Consider the following 14891-nt stretch of genomic DNA (forward strand, 5'->3'; position numbering starts at 1 on the left):
GAGAAGTAATAGGGATAGATTAAGCTTGTAGAGCTTTTGTGAAGGTAATATTGCGGATTTTATAGCGTTCTTTTGATTCTAATAAAAAGCGTTGTAGATTTTCACAGACAGGAAAGACACAATGAACATCTAAACCTTCTAAAAAATGGTTATCTGCCATATCCCAAAAGCTTTGCAGCGAGTTACAAATTACGGTTTTCATAGATATTATGCTCTTAATTACTGGTACGAGTAGTAAAAGCCATCCATGCGACGTCTAAATCATCTATTTAGACCAGCCTATCCATCTCTTTTTTTTGCTGTTTTGTATGAGTGGATAATGTGTCCTATTGGTGTGAAAAAGTAGATCTAAATCACATCAAAGCGAATTGTACACAGTTGCATAAGCATTGCAAGTGATCATTTTATGTACAGAGTATCTAGAGCGACAAAATTAAGATCTTAGAGCGTCGTTGATAGTTATACAGGCTTTGTTTGGCCATCGGTAAGCGTTCAACTCCCACCTCAATGAATCCTTGCTCTCTAAACCAGTGTAGGCTATGCGTTGTTAATACGAATAAATGATGAATACCCATTTTTTTTGCTTGATTTTTCATATGGTTGAGTAGTAATAAACCCCGGTCGCCATCTCGATATTCAGGATGAATCGCGACACAGGCCATTTCAGCCATTCCTTCGTTAGAGTAAGGGTAAAGTGCAGCACAGCCAATCAATAAGCTATCTTTTTCAATAATAGTAAATTGATGAATCTCTTGCTCAAGTTGCTCGCGAGAGCGACGGACTAAAATACCTTGTTCTTCAAGTGGGCGAATTAAATCAAAAATACCGCCAATATCATCAATCTGTGCTTGACGAACTTGTTCTGCACTGGCCATGACAATTTGTGTGCCGATCCCATCAAAAGAAAATAGCTCTTGGATTAAAGCGCCGTCTTCTTTGTAGCTAATTAAATGGCTACGCGGAACTCCTGCTCGGCAAGCGGTAATGGCTGCACGTAAAAAACGTAGGGTACCGGTTGAATCTTCATGAGGGGCGTGGGTGGTTTCTAATTGTGTCATTAAGGTTTCGACTTCGCTGGGAAATAGCTCGGCGATAGAATTTCCCTGCGGGTCAATAATTCCTTGTTCTGCACAAAAGCCAATTAACTTATCGGCTTTTAATCGAATAGCAACTTGTGTGGCCACTTCTTCAGAAAGGAGATTAAAGCATTCGCCAGTTACTGAGCTAGCGATGGGGCCCAATAATACGATTGAACCTTGATTGAGTGTTCGGTTAATTCCGTCAATATCGATACGACGGATGCGGCCACTATGACAATAATCGATGCCATCATCGATCCCCAAAGGCTGAGAGATAACAAAATTACCGCTCACGACATTGAGTTGTGTACCGGCCATTGGAGTATTGTTTAAGCTCATTGAAAGCCGAGCAGTAATCGCCAGTTGTAACTGCCCTGCCGCCTGCATGACCAAACTGAGCGCTTCTTCATCCGTTATCCGAATGCCCTTATGGTAAGGTGTTGTGCGTTGGTGAGTGGTTAAGATTTGATTAATTTGTGGTCGCGCGCCATGCACGAGGACTATTTTGATCCCAAGGCTATGCAGTAGCGCAATATCACTAATTATATTGGAAAAGTTTTTATCGGCAATCGCTTCACCACCTAACATGATGACCATGATTTTTCCACGATGCGCATTCACGTAAGGCGCTGACTGTCTAAACCCTTTCACGAGGGCGGTACTGCGAATTTTCATAGTGAGCACTTGATTTATTAATTATGCTTAAATAATGACTTTTTATTCATTCGTAAGCAAGTATTTTTCCACCCAATGTGAGGGAGCCTTGTGAGCGGCAGCTAAGTTCATTTATTTTTCAAATCATTTCGCTGCAAATGATTTATCCGCTAACATTATGGCTGTGCTTTTATGGGCATGATTTGTGGCTTTTATGTATACTAATTAAGCATGGTTTTGTTTTTCTTATTTCAATTATCAATTGGTTGATACCGGCATGCTTGCTGTGGTTGTACCCAAAGAGGGCTATGTATTGAAAAAACAAAAAAAGTCATTGAAAAAACACAAAAGTCTTGAACGATTGCTGATGCTGGTGGCGTTGCTAGGAACACTTGGTGCTATCTTACTCTACAGCAATCTATGGGGGCGTATTTCGGAGCAATTTCAACCAGCAAAGAGCGAGATTCATGGCGTCTGGATTGAGCAAAATGTTGCCCCCTATGCAGCCCAGCATATCGAAATACGCGATGAGGCAATTATGATGAATGGGCATCTGGTTGCGACTCATTACTCATATAATGGCCGCCTATTAACGTTTTATGTTGGCGATCAAAAGGCCGAGTATCAAATGTTGAATGCAGCCAGTACCGAAATGAAGCTGGTGTCATCTCATCACTATAAGCCTATTTTTCAATTGTCAGGAAAACATAAAAAACCACTTCGCTAACGATTCTGTCATTGCTCTTCGCAGAGGAGTTTGTCATGCTTTTCGTTCATACCCAAGATGGATAGATCCCAGTGATAAAACGTTTTTTTTCTTACGCTATGTTGGCACTCTTATTTGGTTGTGCACAACCCACAGATCGAGCGCAGCAGTATTTGGATGATCAATTGCCACAAATTTTAAATAAAGTGGATGCTGTTACTTCTAATTCTCCTCGTGATTTCAGTGCGTTTGCCGAACAAAGTGAACAAGTCGTCACTCGTTCTGCCGCTATGGCGGCCATTTATCAATCATTGTATGAAAAGCTGAATGAATGGGTTTTGCAAAGTGGTGATCCGGCTGAGCTGGCCCAGTTTGGCGTCCAAACGGCACAGCTGGGAGGCGGTGATAAGCAAGGTAACGTGTTATTTACCGGGTATTTTTCTCCAGTCATGGAGCTTCGTCATCGTCCGGATGAGGTGTTTCGTTACCCCGTTTACGCATTACCAGAGTGCGGTGATAAGTGTCCAACCCGCGCTGACATATACGCAGGTGCTTTAGAAGGGCAAGGGCTAGAGCTTGGGTATGCTGCTAACTTAATTGATCCGTTTATTATGGAAGTGCAAGGAAGTGGTTTTGTTCATTTTGAGGATGACGATACGCTAGAATATTTTGCTTATGCTGGGAAAAATAACCGAGCGTATGTCAGTATTGGACGCGTTTTGATTGAGCGTGGTTTGGTGAAACGGGCCGATATGTCTTTAAAAGCGATTAAAGAATGGGTACTTGCCAATGATGAAGCGACGGTGAAAGAGCTGTTAGAGCAGAACCCGTCCTATGTTTTTTTCCGGCCGAATGCAGCCGCGCCAGTAACCGGCAGTGCTGGGATTCCATTATTACCGCTGGCATCGGTGGCGGGTGACAGAACCCTATTCCCCATGGGCACGCCAATTTTAGCTGAAGTTCCACTATTAAATGCTGATGGCACTTGGTCGGGAACACACCAACTGAGGCTATTGATCGTGCTTGATACCGGCGGTGCGGTAAAACAAAACCATCTCGATTTATACCATGGCATGGGCCCAAGAGCTGGAATAGAAGCGGGCCATTACAAGCATTTTGGCCGCGTGTGGAAATTAGGTTTAGATAACTCGCCCACTCAAGCGCCTTGGTCGCTGCCTCCTGAAAAGCGGGAGTAGCTTGCGAAACTAGACTTTTGAGTAAAGAGTGCGTATAAATCGCACTCTTTCTTTTTGGCTTTTATAGTGGTGGAAGCTTGTTATGCGTGAACTCGAAACGCCTGCCTCAGACAGTTATAACCAACGTTTTGGTGGAACCCGTCGATTATATGGTCACAGTGAAGTGGAAATTTTACGTGCTGCACATGTGTGTGTGATTGGTATTGGTGGGGTCGGTTCATGGGCTGTGGAAGCGCTGGCACGTTCTGGTATTGGTGCATTAACTTTGATTGATATGGACGATGTGTGTGTCACGAATATTAATCGACAAATTCATGCAATGAACGGTACGGTTGGGCAGAGCAAAATTGAAGTGATGGCGGATCGTGTTCAACGGATTAACCCTGAATGTCAAATCCATTTGATTGATGATTTTATCAGCCCTGACAATCAGCATCTTTATTTGAGTAAAGATTTTGATTACGTACTCGATGCGATTGATAGCTTACCGGCTAAAGCATCGTTGCTGGCTTATTGCCGCAGCCATAAAATAAAAGTGATCACCGTCGGTGGTGCGGGTGGGCAGACGGATCCCACGCAAATTAAAGTGGCAGATTTAACCAAGACGATTCAAGATCCTTTAGCGAAAAAACTCAAAGACCGTTTGCGTCGCCATCATCATTTTCCAACCAATCCGGCCCGTAAATTTGGTATTGAGTGCGTTTTTTCGACCGAACAGCTTAAATATCCTCAAGCGGATGGTTCGGTTTGTGCGGTAAAATCAACCGCGGAAGGCCCCAAGCGTATGGACTGCGCCAGTGGTTTTGGCGCTGCTACGGTGGTAACGGCTAGTTTTGGTTTTGTCGCAGTTGCCCGTATCATTGAGAAATTGATTCAAAAGCATCGCGCTTAATCGATTGAATTATTTTTATTTTTTATTATTAACCCGCTGATTTTTATCATTGGAGATAGAGCATGCTTTTTCCTTCTCACCCCTTTGGTTCAGAGATTACCAGTGATGATGTCCTGGTTGTGATGCAGACCCTACAAGGCTGGGAAGCGCGTTATCGACAGTTGATCCTGTGGGGGAAGCTGTTACCTGCTATGCCAGAAGCATTAAAGAGTGAGCAAGTGAGTGTCGCAGGGTGCGAGAGCCAGGTTTGGTTAGTCAGTCAACAGCAAGAGGGGGTATGGCATTTTTGTGCTGATTCAGATGCTCGTATTGTGCGGGGGCTGATTGCTTTATTGCTGGCTGCTTTTGAGGGCAAAACCAAAGAGCAGATCCTCAGTTTTGATATTGATGGTTATTTCTCCCAACTTGGCTTATTGGCTCATTTAAGCCCATCTCGGGGAAATGGTTTAAAAGCCATGGCGGATAAAATCTTGCAAGATCTAGGATAACCCCGCCCTAAATCTTGCCCAATTATCCTACAATATTTCAACGGCTTTATGGAGTGCATGGATAAATTGCTCTACATCTTGTTCGTTGTTGTATATTCCAAATGAAATACGTACCGTACCTTGTAAGCCAAATGCTTCCATGAGCGGGTGTGCACAGTGATGGCCCGCTCGTACCGCAATCCCTTGTTGATCCAATAAGGTAGCAACATCTTGATGATGCACGCCCTGTAAAATAAAACTGATAATGCTGGATTGGGGTTGGTAGCCAATCACCTTGACATCCTCTATTTCACAGAGCGCCGCATAGGTTTTGCTCTGTAACTCATGCAGATGTTGTAACACTGCAGGCTTAGGAAAAGCTTGATACCACTCAATCGCACAGGCGAGCGCTAATGCGCCAGCCACATTGGGCGTTCCCGCTTCAAATTTTCCCGGTAGGTCGGCATAAGTCGTGCCGGAAAAAGAGACTTTATCCACCATCTTTCCACCGCCATGCCAAGGCGGCATCGAGTTTAATAAGTCGGTTTTGCCATACAGCACCCCAATTCCGGTTGGGGCGTACAGTTTATGGCCGGAGAACACATAGAAATCGGCATTAAGTTCAGTAACATCCACCTTCTCATGGACAATGCCTTGCGCCCCATCGACTACCACAATGGCACCAATATCATGGGCCGCTTTAATCACTGACTCGATTGGATTACGTGCTCCTGTCACATTGGTCACATGAGCCAGTGAGACGATTTTACATAGCGGCGTAAGTTTTTGATAAAAAGCGTTTAAATCAAATTCTCCTTGCTCAGTCATTGGGATTTTGACCACTTTAGCTCCCGTTTGCTGGGCAACCATTTGCCAAGGCACGATATTGGCGTGATGCTCTGTTTCACAAAGCAGTATTTCGTCTCCCGGAAGTAACGTATTACGAGCATAGCTTTGGGCTATCAGATTGAGCGCTTCAGTCGCGCCTCGTGTCCAAATGATATTGCAGCTCTGCTCTGCGCCGATAAACTCTGCGACACAGTGTCGTGCGGCTTCGAACTGTGAAGTGGCTTGAGCCGTTAAGGCGTGGCTTCCCCGATGAACATTGGCATTATGTGTTGCATAATAATGGCTCAAGGTATCAATCACGCATTGTGGTTTTTGAGTGGTGGCCGCGCTGTCTAAATAAACCAGCGGTGCTTGATTGATCTGCTGTGTTAATGCGGGAAATTGCCCACGGATGGCGGTGATATCTAACATAGGAAATTATTCTTCGCCTAATTTTTCGTAGTGCAGTTGAGGAAGGGGAACTAAAGGAAGTGCAACTTGTTTTGCCATCGCTTTTCCTGATAGTTGAGCAATAATTTCTATGGCAAATTCGAGTGCGCTACCCGGCCCTTGGCTCGTCAGTAAGTTATGGTTAACATCAAAGGTCACTCGCCGGTTACGCCAGCGATCTTGAGAAATCTGATTTTGAAAACTGGGGTAAGCGGTCATGATCGCCTTAGGGTATAACTGATGATGCTCTAAAACCACGGCAGGTGAGGCACAAATGGCGGCCACCAGACGACCATCGTATTTTTGCTGTCTAAGAATTTCGACTAACAAGGTACTATCGCGTAATACTTCCGCTCCCTTGAGCCCACCTGGGAGAACAACAGCGGAAAATTCTTCATCGGCCACATCAACCAGTTGGCACTCGGCTGTCAGTATAATCCCCCGAGATCCAAGCACGTTTAATTGACCTGAAAAATCGGCGCTGGCGATAATCACTTCATAATCGGCACGACGTAAAATATCAATGATGGTGACCGCTTCTAGTTCTTCTGTTCCAGGAGCAATCGGGACCAATATGCGTTTTTTCATGACGGTATCCAACTTGTTTCTATTGAGCGAATGTGCTGATACAACTTCAGATGCGTTGGCATCATCAGCCCATGCTGCTGAGCTTTTTGCACCACATAGCCAGTGATAAAGTCTATCTCGGTTTGACGACGATAAACAACATCTTGCTGCATGGAGGAGTAATTTTTTGCCGTTGCTGTGATGACTTGATCAATCGTGTGGGTTAATTCCATTTTATGGCAGGGTATCTGTTCGGCTTGCATGACAGGGATGAGTTCATCAATAAGTTGTTCAATGATTGAGCGATAATGAGGTTGTGCAAGCTCTCCATTGCGGCATTGATGAATCGCGGTGAGTGGGTTGATCACACAATTGATCGCCAGTTTGTGCCACAGCGCGTGAGTAATGGTGTGATTCCAAGTGACAGTGGGTAGTGCGTTATCCAACACTTGTGCTAAAAAAGAACAGGGTTCGCCGAGCGGATTATAGGCTCCAAGTTGTGTTATGCCTTGTCCGGTATGCATTACATGGTGAGGTGTTTTTTTCTGAGCGCCGTGTGTTGTGGTGGCGAGAATAACAGGATGTGGGCTGATGTATTTGTCCAAGGCATCCAGCGCTCCCATGCCATTATGCATGAAAATGAGCATGGTCTCTGGCGCTAAGTGAGGAAGTAACGGCGTCAAGGCTTGAGCAACTTGCCATGCTTTAACGGTGATCAATACCGCATCAGCATCAGACAGGGTGGCAGGTTGGTTATAAGCATAAGAGATCGCTGGGTCATCATCTTGAGCGATTAACCACTGTTGACAAGGTTGCGTTCCCCATAGCGCGACACGATGGCCAGAACGTTGTAATTGGTAAGCCCATAAACTGCCAATGGCTCCAGGGCCGAGGATTATTATATTCATCATCTCTTCATAAACGTATGTTCTATTCATAGCGAATGAAAATGCTATTTTACCTTCATTATCTATTTCATATCACAGAAGTTAATTGAATTTTCCTTTAAATTACATCAACTATGTGACTTTAAGCTAAATAAGGAAATAAAGTTATGCGATGTAACCGTCTTCTACTTGCCAGTAGTATTGCGCTAGCACTACTGGGATGCAGCCAAAGTGATATCCAGCCCTCTAAAGACAGCGTTTTTGATCTCACTATTGCCCATATTAACGACACACATTCTAGTTTTGATCCTGTCCGTTCTAGTTTTTACATTAATAACCAGCGCGTGTATAACGAATTTGGCGGGCATCCTCGTATTCTAACCAAAGCGAATGAGTATCGAGCAGAAGCGGAAAAACAAAACAACAGCATGTTATTTCTGCATGGTGGCGATGCTTGGCAAGGAAGCGCTTACTTCAAAATCAATGAAGGTGCAATGAATGCAGACATTCTCAGTCGTATGGGGATCGATGCGATGGCATTAGGCAATCATGAATTTGATTTAAACAACAAAAAACTCAATGAGTTTTTAAATCAGATCAATTTCCCCGTACTGGCCGCTAACATTGATGCGAGTATGGATAACGATCTCAAAGATCAAACCAATTTAAAACCTTATGTTATTTATACTTTTGATGGATTTAACAAGCAACGCATCGATGACGTAAAGCAGCTACCTAAAGACAAACCTCTTGTGGCGGTATTTGGTATCGCGTTGGATGACATGCCGAATATTGCCCCGAATACCGGTGATCTGCAATTTTTTGATATGGTCACTTCAGCTCAAGCTACGGTCAATGAGCTGCAATCGTTAGGGGTGAATAATATTATTGCGGTCACCCATGTCGGGAATGCCGTTGATCTAGATATTGCTAGTAAAGTGGATGGCATTGATCTGATTGTTGGTGGGCACTCACACACTTTGTTGGGGGATTTTACTAATTTAGGATTAAGTAATAATGGCATTTATGCCCAGTTAGTGACCAATCCTAACGGTGCCAGCAAAACCTGTGTCGTACAAGCCGGAGAATTCGCTCAAGCGATTGGGAAAACGAAGGTAAGTTTTGATGCTCAAGGTGAATTAGTTTCGTGTGCAGGACATAATACCTTACTCAGTAATGATGAATTTTATCATCAAGCGAATCGTCAAACCGAAAGCGCGTTCAGTGACAGCGAAAAAAGCAAAGCCATTCGTTTTATCGAGCGTCAACGTAACATTGCCATTGCCGCCGAACAGGCGCAGTTGAGAAAGCATATTGATTCGCACTATAAACCGGCCGTCGAGCAAGCTTATGGTGAGGTGATTGCCAATGTGCCACAGGAAATTCGTCATGCTCGTCGACCTGGCGATAATAATTCAGATCAACACGGTTCTCGGGTCGCTCCGATTGTTGCCTTAGGGCAATATTACTGGGCTGCCAGTGATGAAGTGACTCAAGTCACTGGAATGAAAGTCGATTTTGCTTTAACGGGAGCGGGTGGAATTCGCACCAATATTAGTGAAGGTGAATATCGAGAAGGGGATGTGACGCTTGAAATGCTGCCTTTCGCTAACTTTATGTCGGTTGTGCCAGTGAAAGGCTCGGTGATTAAGGCGTTGATCAGCAAAACGGTCACTGACACATTACCACCAAGTGCGCATGCCGGAAAATTCCCTTACGGCGGAAACTTGCGTTATGTATTTGATGAAACGGTTGCACATCAAAAAGGTCAATTATCGCAGATCGAAGTCAATACCGGTTCGCTAGAGCAGCCAGTCTGGACCCCATTGCAGGACGACCAAACCTATAATGTGGCGATGAATAGCTATAATGCCACGGGGAATGATGGTTGGACACCACTGTTTGACGCGCAAAAAACAGAAACCGGTCGAGTGGATTTAGCCTACGTGAATGGAAAATTAGCCGCCTTCCCAGTTAGCCATATCGAAGAAGTTGACGGACGCTATCAAGTTCGTTACCAATCTCAACCGCTTAACTGTAAGGCAGAGCATGTGTTGTGTAATACCGATGCGCGTGCCGTCGTGAAATATATTGCTGAACAGCAGCCTATTTTACAAGCTTTAGATTATCCGGTCGTGACACTCAATCGAATAAAATAATCACGTTATTTACTCATTAAATAAAAAGTGACTGATTAAATAAAAAGCGCCTTTTCTGTATCAGAGAGGCGTTTTTTTATAACGGATAAAAAATAACCTGCCATTTATTGAATCATTTTTCTTGATGCTGTTATCAATCAATAGTTGAGTATTGGTCATTATTTTGTTCATGAAATAAACGATATACGACAAAATGAACTGTCTACTTTTTATTGCTATTTAAAAATTTAATATGAGTGTTATTGCGCTTATTTCTGTGCGTAAATATCAATAAAATCAAAAGGAAACGCTTGCTTTTTACTGCTAATTTTTAATTGATGAGAGCTTTATCACGATATTAAGAAAACCTTATCAATTTTGAACTTTATTTTCTTTGCTTAACACATTGTATTTAAAGGGTTTTGTTGTTTTTTTCTTCGGGGTTGTGTTTTTTTTGCGTTTTTTTTATGAATTTTGATCACAAAAAATAAATATTAATAAGGTTAAAATTGCATTTCATTGTGATGAGACACTCATTTTGTAAGAACCTCTCTTTATAGCAAGGAAAATGGCATGCGAGTAATAAACTCCCGAAAATCAGTGCTACCTTTGGCACTGTCCGCTGTATTTTTAGCTTTACCTATGATGAGCCAAGCAGCTCGAGTTTATAACGCCGAAAATGGCGATTATATGGATGTATTTGGTGAAGTTGGTGTTGGTGGCTATTTCGGTAATAAAACCCAATATAAACAATACCACTCAGATGATTCTTTTATTGATGACACATTCGCTACATTCGGCTCGAAAGGCCGTGTGAGCATTTTTGATTACCGCATCGAATTAGATTACGGACGTGAAAATTGGCGCGGTGGCACAGGTGATATGGTATTACAGATCGATAAAGCTTGGCTGGGTTATCGATATAGCCCTTACCACTATGTCGAATTTGGTTTAACGGATACTGCATTTGATGATTATGATGCTTACGGTGATTTAACATTTGATACCGGTGCGGAGACGGGAGAAGCCGGCGACCAAGCTAAAACCATAAAATATGAAGGTAACTATCAGAAGTTTGCCGTAGGGGTTTCTTACAGCTATAAAGGTGAATCTTCATCAGGCCAAGCTCAAGGCAATATTACCAATGGCTATGTGGGTTACTTTGGTGATGAATTTTCAATGGTGCTTGGTGCAGAGCGTCGTAATGGCTCTTCTGGTGAGTCGAAATACGGTTTATACAAATTGTATGGGCTCGGGTTGCGTTATGCAGCGACAGAGAAGTTATTACTTGGCCTAAACGGCTTTATTGAATATGAAGAAATCGGTGAATGTACGACCACTTCCGATGATTGGGTCGATCCGGCGATTCAAGTCTGTAATCGCTATCAAGAATTTAAGAACCAAGGCGGTTTAGCTTCTTTCCAATATAGCTTGAATGAGCGTTGGGATGTGGTTGGTTCAGTTAACTATGAAGCCTATAAAGATTGGGATAGAGGAAGCCAGCAGTGGGGCCACGATGTCGAGCTATGGGAAGCGATGGGACGCAGTCGTAGCTTCCAAACTATTGGGGTACGTTATAAACCGAGTCGCGCTTCTGTGATTGAAGTGGAAGGCAATATCGGTGAAGCCTACCAAGATGTTTATGCCAAAGCGAAAGTCTTTTTCTAACCGGCTCTGTGAAGAATCAAGGATATACTTATGAAACATAAAATGTCTCTCCTGGCATTAGCGGTTGGTAGCTCATTGGCCGCCCCCGCGTTTGCCGATATTAATGATATTGTTATTGCACGTTATCTTGAAGGATCGGGCTTTAATAAAGCGATTGAAATTACCAATGTGGGTAGTGATGCGCATACCTTTGAAAATACCGCCTTATATATGGATGGCAATGGTGGTACCTACTTTCAAGAAATTAACCGCCTCAATGGTGTTACATTGGCTGCCGGAGCCTCAATTGTTATCCACCATAAAGATCTGAATGCGGATATTGCATCGACTATTCCTGCTGGTGCCAAACTTAAAGTGGCTGATGTTAGCTTTAATGGTGATGATGCCTTATTTATTGCTTATCCGATTACTCCATCTTGTGGTGATGAATCTGATTGCAGAATTGATGATGAGGCAAAGAAAGCTGAATATCGCAGCAAAACGCATGATATTGTCGGCATCTCTGGTGAAAAATGGGGCGTTGATCAGACCTTCGTACGTAATACCGGTAATGAGTCTAAACCAAGTGCGGTCTTTAAAGCGGATGAGTGGAATTTATCGGCCAAAGATTCACCAGAAGGTTTAGGCTCTGGATTATCCGGCGCAATTATTCCTCCAGAACCGGAAGTCGGTGTTTGTGAAGGACAGACTCTGACACCAACGTATGCGATTCAGGGTGATGGCTGGCATTCACCTATGGTCGATGTCGAGAATAAAAAATACATCAGTGATGACGAGTATTTTGTTCAAGGTGTGGTGGTGGCAGCAACCACTGGCTTGACCAAAGGTTATTACATCCAAGATAAAGATGGTGATGGCAACGCTAAAACCTCTGATGGGCTACTGGTGACCTTTTCAGGGGCAAAAGACGAGCATGTAGGGCAAACCTTATGTTTCCAAGGTCGAGTTGAAGAGTCTTATGGCCGTACTCAGCTGAAAACCACCGTCAATAAATTCCAAGTGATGGACGCAACGGTCAATCAAATCGCTCCAACCCCTATTACTGTGATTCCTGAATTGGACACTGAAGATGGAAAATTGTCCTTCCGTGCAACACTAGAGCGTTATGAAGGGATGTTAGTTACTTTGCCGGAAGATATGAATTCTGAGCTAGAGGGTAAACAAGATATGCGGGTCAGCCGCACCTTTAGTTTTGATTATGCTCCGCGAAGAAGCAACATGGTGATTGCCTATGAACGGCCCAATATGCATCCGAACCAGTTAGCCGCCGCTGGCTCTGAAGCATCAAAAGCCGCAATACGTGAAAACCAAGACCGCCGAGTATTTGTTGAAAGTGATGCGAAGGCAAAAGACGGACAAATTCCTTACTTCCCAGCTTGGAATACCAATCCAAACGCCAACGCAATTCGAGTCAATGACAGTGTTGTGGATATGCGCGGTGTCTTAGATTATAGCTATAATGAATACCGATTGATTTTGCCAGAAAGCAGTGATTTTACTGTCACAAAAGCAAACTTTAAATCAAATAATAGTGCGCGACAAAACAAACCGAGTTTACAAACCAATGTGGCTGCCGATGAGTTTGTATTACGCGTGGGCTCGAAAAACGTATTGAACTTTTTCAACTCGCCATTTAAAGGGGACTATAACTCTCATGGATTAAATCGTGGCGCAGAGAGTCAAGTGGAATTTGAGCTGCAAAAAGCCAAATTAGTTGAAGCGCTATATGGCATGAATGCTGATGTTATTGGTTTAATGGAAATAGAGAATAATGGTTTTGGACACTATGGTGCGGTTAAAGAGTTGGTTGATGCTCTGAACGATAAGTATACCGAAGATCGTTATTCCAAAAGACATTATGACAACTACGTAGGCAATCGCTATACCTTTGTTGCTTTTGATACCAATGGTGATCGAATGATCACGGCAGAAGATACCGTAGGTTCTGATGCGATTACTACCGGTTTGATTTATCGTCCGAGTAAGGTGACCTTGGAAGAGGTGGATATTATTCCTATGCCGCGTCAAGAAGCCCCCGCATTGACAGACGATAATGGTAATGTGATCACCAATGGTAAAGGCGAATTGATCGGCAGTGGTCGAGCTTACCAACGTGATTCGTTAACGGGAACCTTCTTAGTACACAATACCGGTAAAAAACTAACGGTTTCAGTCAACCATTTAAAATCAAAAGGTTCGGCGTGTTGGGAAGACTTCCAAGTTAAGGATTATAAGAACAATCCTATTGATGTCGATAAGCAAGGCAACTGTGAAAACTTCCGTATTGCGGGAGCGGTTCAGTTGGGCGAGCAACTAGAAAAACGTTATCCAGATAATGATCGCATCATTATGGGTGACCTCAACTCCTATGCTCATGAAGACCCAATGCTCGTGCTTATGAGTAATCCAGACAATAAAACTTTGAAAGCGGCTCGTGATACTTGGATTGGTAACCAGCCTCAATTTGGTTCTGATGGTGCGGTGATTAAGCGCAGTTTCGGTTACTCTCACGCTGTACATATGATGGATGAAAAATATGGTCGTCAACCCAGTTGGAGTTATTCATACAATGACGAAATTGGCTCATTAGACCATATGTTGGTTAGCCCTGGTTTGAAATCACGCGTGGTGGATGCAATTGACTGGAACATTAACAGTTCAGAAACTCCGCTGTTTGATTACCAAAAACGAAATGCTGGTAACAATCCTGGTGTTTTCCACGGTACTGATAAAGATTACAGTGCGCCCAAAGTCACCGCTTTCCGTTCATCGGATCATGATCCTGTGATTATGGCGTTATCGTATAAATATGCTGAACCAGGTTCACAGCCAGTGCGCTTTACCATTGATAGTAGCCGCGTCGATATTCCATTTGTTGTCAATGCCGATGCTAAAAAAGACGATAAAGCTTATTTAGTCATCACGAGCGGTTTGAAATCAAATGATAAACCTCAGATCCCTGTGGTTGGCTTGAAAAAAGATGGCCTTCAAACGGTAAGTTTTAACGTGGCGAATTTACCACGTGGTGAATACACCGTTCGCATGTATCTAATGCGTCAAGATGTTGAAGATGATCAAGCCGTTACGAAAGCCAATGACGCTGAAGTAACTTGGTCTGAAGTGGCTGGTTCTAGTAAAGAAATGACAATTGAAGTTGCTAAAACCGATGGTATCAGTACGGGTAAAGTTGCTGTGCCAAGCTATGATGGCTCAGGTTCAGGTGGCTCACTGGGTGGCTTTGGCCTCTTGTCTTTACTGACATTTGGCTGGTTACGTCGCTCTCGCCGTACACACTAACTGAGTAATCTTGTTATTTATAAGCCGCTCTTGGATAGAGCGGCTTTTTCTATTTATGCGGC

The 14891-nt window shown here is 43.4% G+C and carries 12 protein-coding genes; 7 read left to right on the forward strand and 5 right to left on the reverse strand.

Annotated elements, in window-relative coordinates:
- Nucleotides 1-19 precede the first annotated feature (19 nt).
- Nucleotides 20-202, reverse strand: a complete 183-nt coding sequence (locus CAG57_RS07475) for a hypothetical protein (RefSeq protein WP_099611871.1) — start codon at nucleotides 200-202, stop codon at nucleotides 20-22.
- A 217-nt stretch (nucleotides 203-419) separates the two neighbouring features.
- The gene (gene argA, locus CAG57_RS07480) at nucleotides 420-1754 is read right to left on the reverse strand and encodes an amino-acid N-acetyltransferase (protein WP_161434089.1); all 1335 of its coding nucleotides are present in this window, start codon (nucleotides 1752-1754) and stop codon (nucleotides 420-422) included.
- 292 nt (nucleotides 1755-2046) lie between these two features.
- Here argA and CAG57_RS07485 point away from each other — a divergent pair, with 292 nt between their 5' ends.
- The 4 genes from CAG57_RS07485 to csdE all read left to right on the forward strand — a co-directional run bounded on the left by CAG57_RS07485 (nucleotide 2047) and on the right by csdE (nucleotide 5015).
- Entirely contained in the window at nucleotides 2047-2460 is a 414-nt protein-coding gene (locus CAG57_RS07485) for a DUF2850 domain-containing protein (RefSeq protein ID WP_237665826.1), read from the forward strand.
- A gap of 71 nt (nucleotides 2461-2531) precedes the next feature.
- Nucleotides 2532-3635: a murein transglycosylase A gene (mltA, locus tag CAG57_RS07490; RefSeq protein WP_161426796.1), complete on the forward strand. Its 1104-nt coding sequence runs from the start codon at nucleotides 2532-2534 to the stop codon at nucleotides 3633-3635.
- 82 nt (nucleotides 3636-3717) lie between these two features.
- On the forward strand, nucleotides 3718-4527 hold the full coding sequence (gene tcdA / locus CAG57_RS07495) for a tRNA cyclic N6-threonylcarbamoyladenosine(37) synthase TcdA (protein ID WP_161426795.1): 810 nt from the start codon (nucleotides 3718-3720) through the stop codon (nucleotides 4525-4527).
- Between the two features lie 62 nt (nucleotides 4528-4589).
- The gene (gene csdE / locus CAG57_RS07500) at nucleotides 4590-5015 is read left to right on the forward strand and encodes a cysteine desulfurase sulfur acceptor subunit CsdE (RefSeq protein WP_099611873.1); all 426 of its coding nucleotides are present in this window, start codon (nucleotides 4590-4592) and stop codon (nucleotides 5013-5015) included.
- 27 nt (nucleotides 5016-5042) lie between these two features.
- Here csdE and CAG57_RS07505 read toward each other — a convergent pair whose 3' ends face one another.
- From CAG57_RS07505 to panE, 3 genes are read right to left on the reverse strand one after another with little or no spacing between them, the layout of a single operon-like run.
- Complete coding sequence (locus tag CAG57_RS07505; RefSeq protein ID WP_161426794.1) at nucleotides 5043-6254, reverse strand: aminotransferase class V-fold PLP-dependent enzyme; 1212 nt, start codon at nucleotides 6252-6254, stop codon at nucleotides 5043-5045.
- Between the two features lie 6 nt (nucleotides 6255-6260).
- Nucleotides 6261-6860 carry a DJ-1 family glyoxalase III gene (locus CAG57_RS07510; RefSeq protein WP_161426793.1) on the reverse strand — a complete coding sequence of 200 codons (600 nt, stop codon included), beginning with the start codon at nucleotides 6858-6860 and terminating at the stop codon, nucleotides 6261-6263.
- A complete protein-coding gene (gene panE / locus CAG57_RS07515; protein WP_161426792.1) occupies nucleotides 6857-7747 on the reverse strand; it encodes a 2-dehydropantoate 2-reductase in 891 nt (296 codons plus the stop codon). Before panE ends, CAG57_RS07510 begins: the two co-directional genes overlap by 4 nt.
- Nucleotides 7748-7893: 146 nt before the next feature.
- Here panE and CAG57_RS07520 point away from each other — a divergent pair, with 146 nt between their 5' ends.
- From CAG57_RS07520 to CAG57_RS07530, 3 genes are all read left to right on the forward strand, one after another.
- Entirely contained in the window at nucleotides 7894-9885 is a 1992-nt protein-coding gene (locus tag CAG57_RS07520) for a bifunctional metallophosphatase/5'-nucleotidase (protein WP_161431060.1), read from the forward strand.
- A gap of 552 nt (nucleotides 9886-10437) precedes the next feature.
- Nucleotides 10438-11532, forward strand: a complete 1095-nt coding sequence (locus tag CAG57_RS07525; RefSeq protein WP_237665836.1) for a porin — start codon at nucleotides 10438-10440, stop codon at nucleotides 11530-11532.
- Between the two features lie 30 nt (nucleotides 11533-11562).
- Complete coding sequence (locus CAG57_RS07530) at nucleotides 11563-14829, forward strand: ExeM/NucH family extracellular endonuclease (protein WP_161428516.1); 3267 nt, start codon at nucleotides 11563-11565, stop codon at nucleotides 14827-14829.
- Nucleotides 14830-14891: the final 62 nt, after the last annotated feature.

Origin of the sequence: Vibrio sp. V30_P3S12P165, from assembly GCF_009904905.1 — a bacterium.
GTDB classification, from domain to species: domain Bacteria; phylum Pseudomonadota; class Gammaproteobacteria; order Enterobacterales; family Vibrionaceae; genus Vibrio; species Vibrio fujianensis.

Bases quoted from the DNA above. Each gene is read 5' to 3' on its own strand.
- CAG57_RS07475 (WP_099611871.1), bottom strand. From the start codon at position 202: ATGAAAACCGTAATTTGTAACTCGCTGCAAAGCTTTTGGGATATGGCA.
- argA (WP_161434089.1), bottom strand. From the start codon at position 1,754: ATGAAAATTCGCAGTACCGCCCTCGTGAAAGGGTTTAGACAGTCAGCG.
- tcdA (WP_161426795.1), top strand. From the start codon at position 3,718: ATGCGTGAACTCGAAACGCCTGCCTCAGACAGTTATAACCAACGTTTT.
- csdE (WP_099611873.1), top strand. From the start codon at position 4,590: ATGCTTTTTCCTTCTCACCCCTTTGGTTCAGAGATTACCAGTGATGAT.
- CAG57_RS07505 (WP_161426794.1), bottom strand. From the start codon at position 6,254: ATGTTAGATATCACCGCCATCCGTGGGCAATTTCCCGCATTAACACAG.
- CAG57_RS07510 (WP_161426793.1), bottom strand. From the start codon at position 6,860: ATGAAAAAACGCATATTGGTCCCGATTGCTCCTGGAACAGAAGAACTA.
- panE (WP_161426792.1), bottom strand. From the start codon at position 7,747: ATGAATATAATAATCCTCGGCCCTGGAGCCATTGGCAGTTTATGGGCT.
- CAG57_RS07520 (WP_161431060.1), top strand. From the start codon at position 7,894: ATGCGATGTAACCGTCTTCTACTTGCCAGTAGTATTGCGCTAGCACTA.
- CAG57_RS07525 (WP_237665836.1), top strand. From the start codon at position 10,438: ATGCGAGTAATAAACTCCCGAAAATCAGTGCTACCTTTGGCACTGTCC.
- CAG57_RS07530 (WP_161428516.1), top strand. From the start codon at position 11,563: ATGAAACATAAAATGTCTCTCCTGGCATTAGCGGTTGGTAGCTCATTG.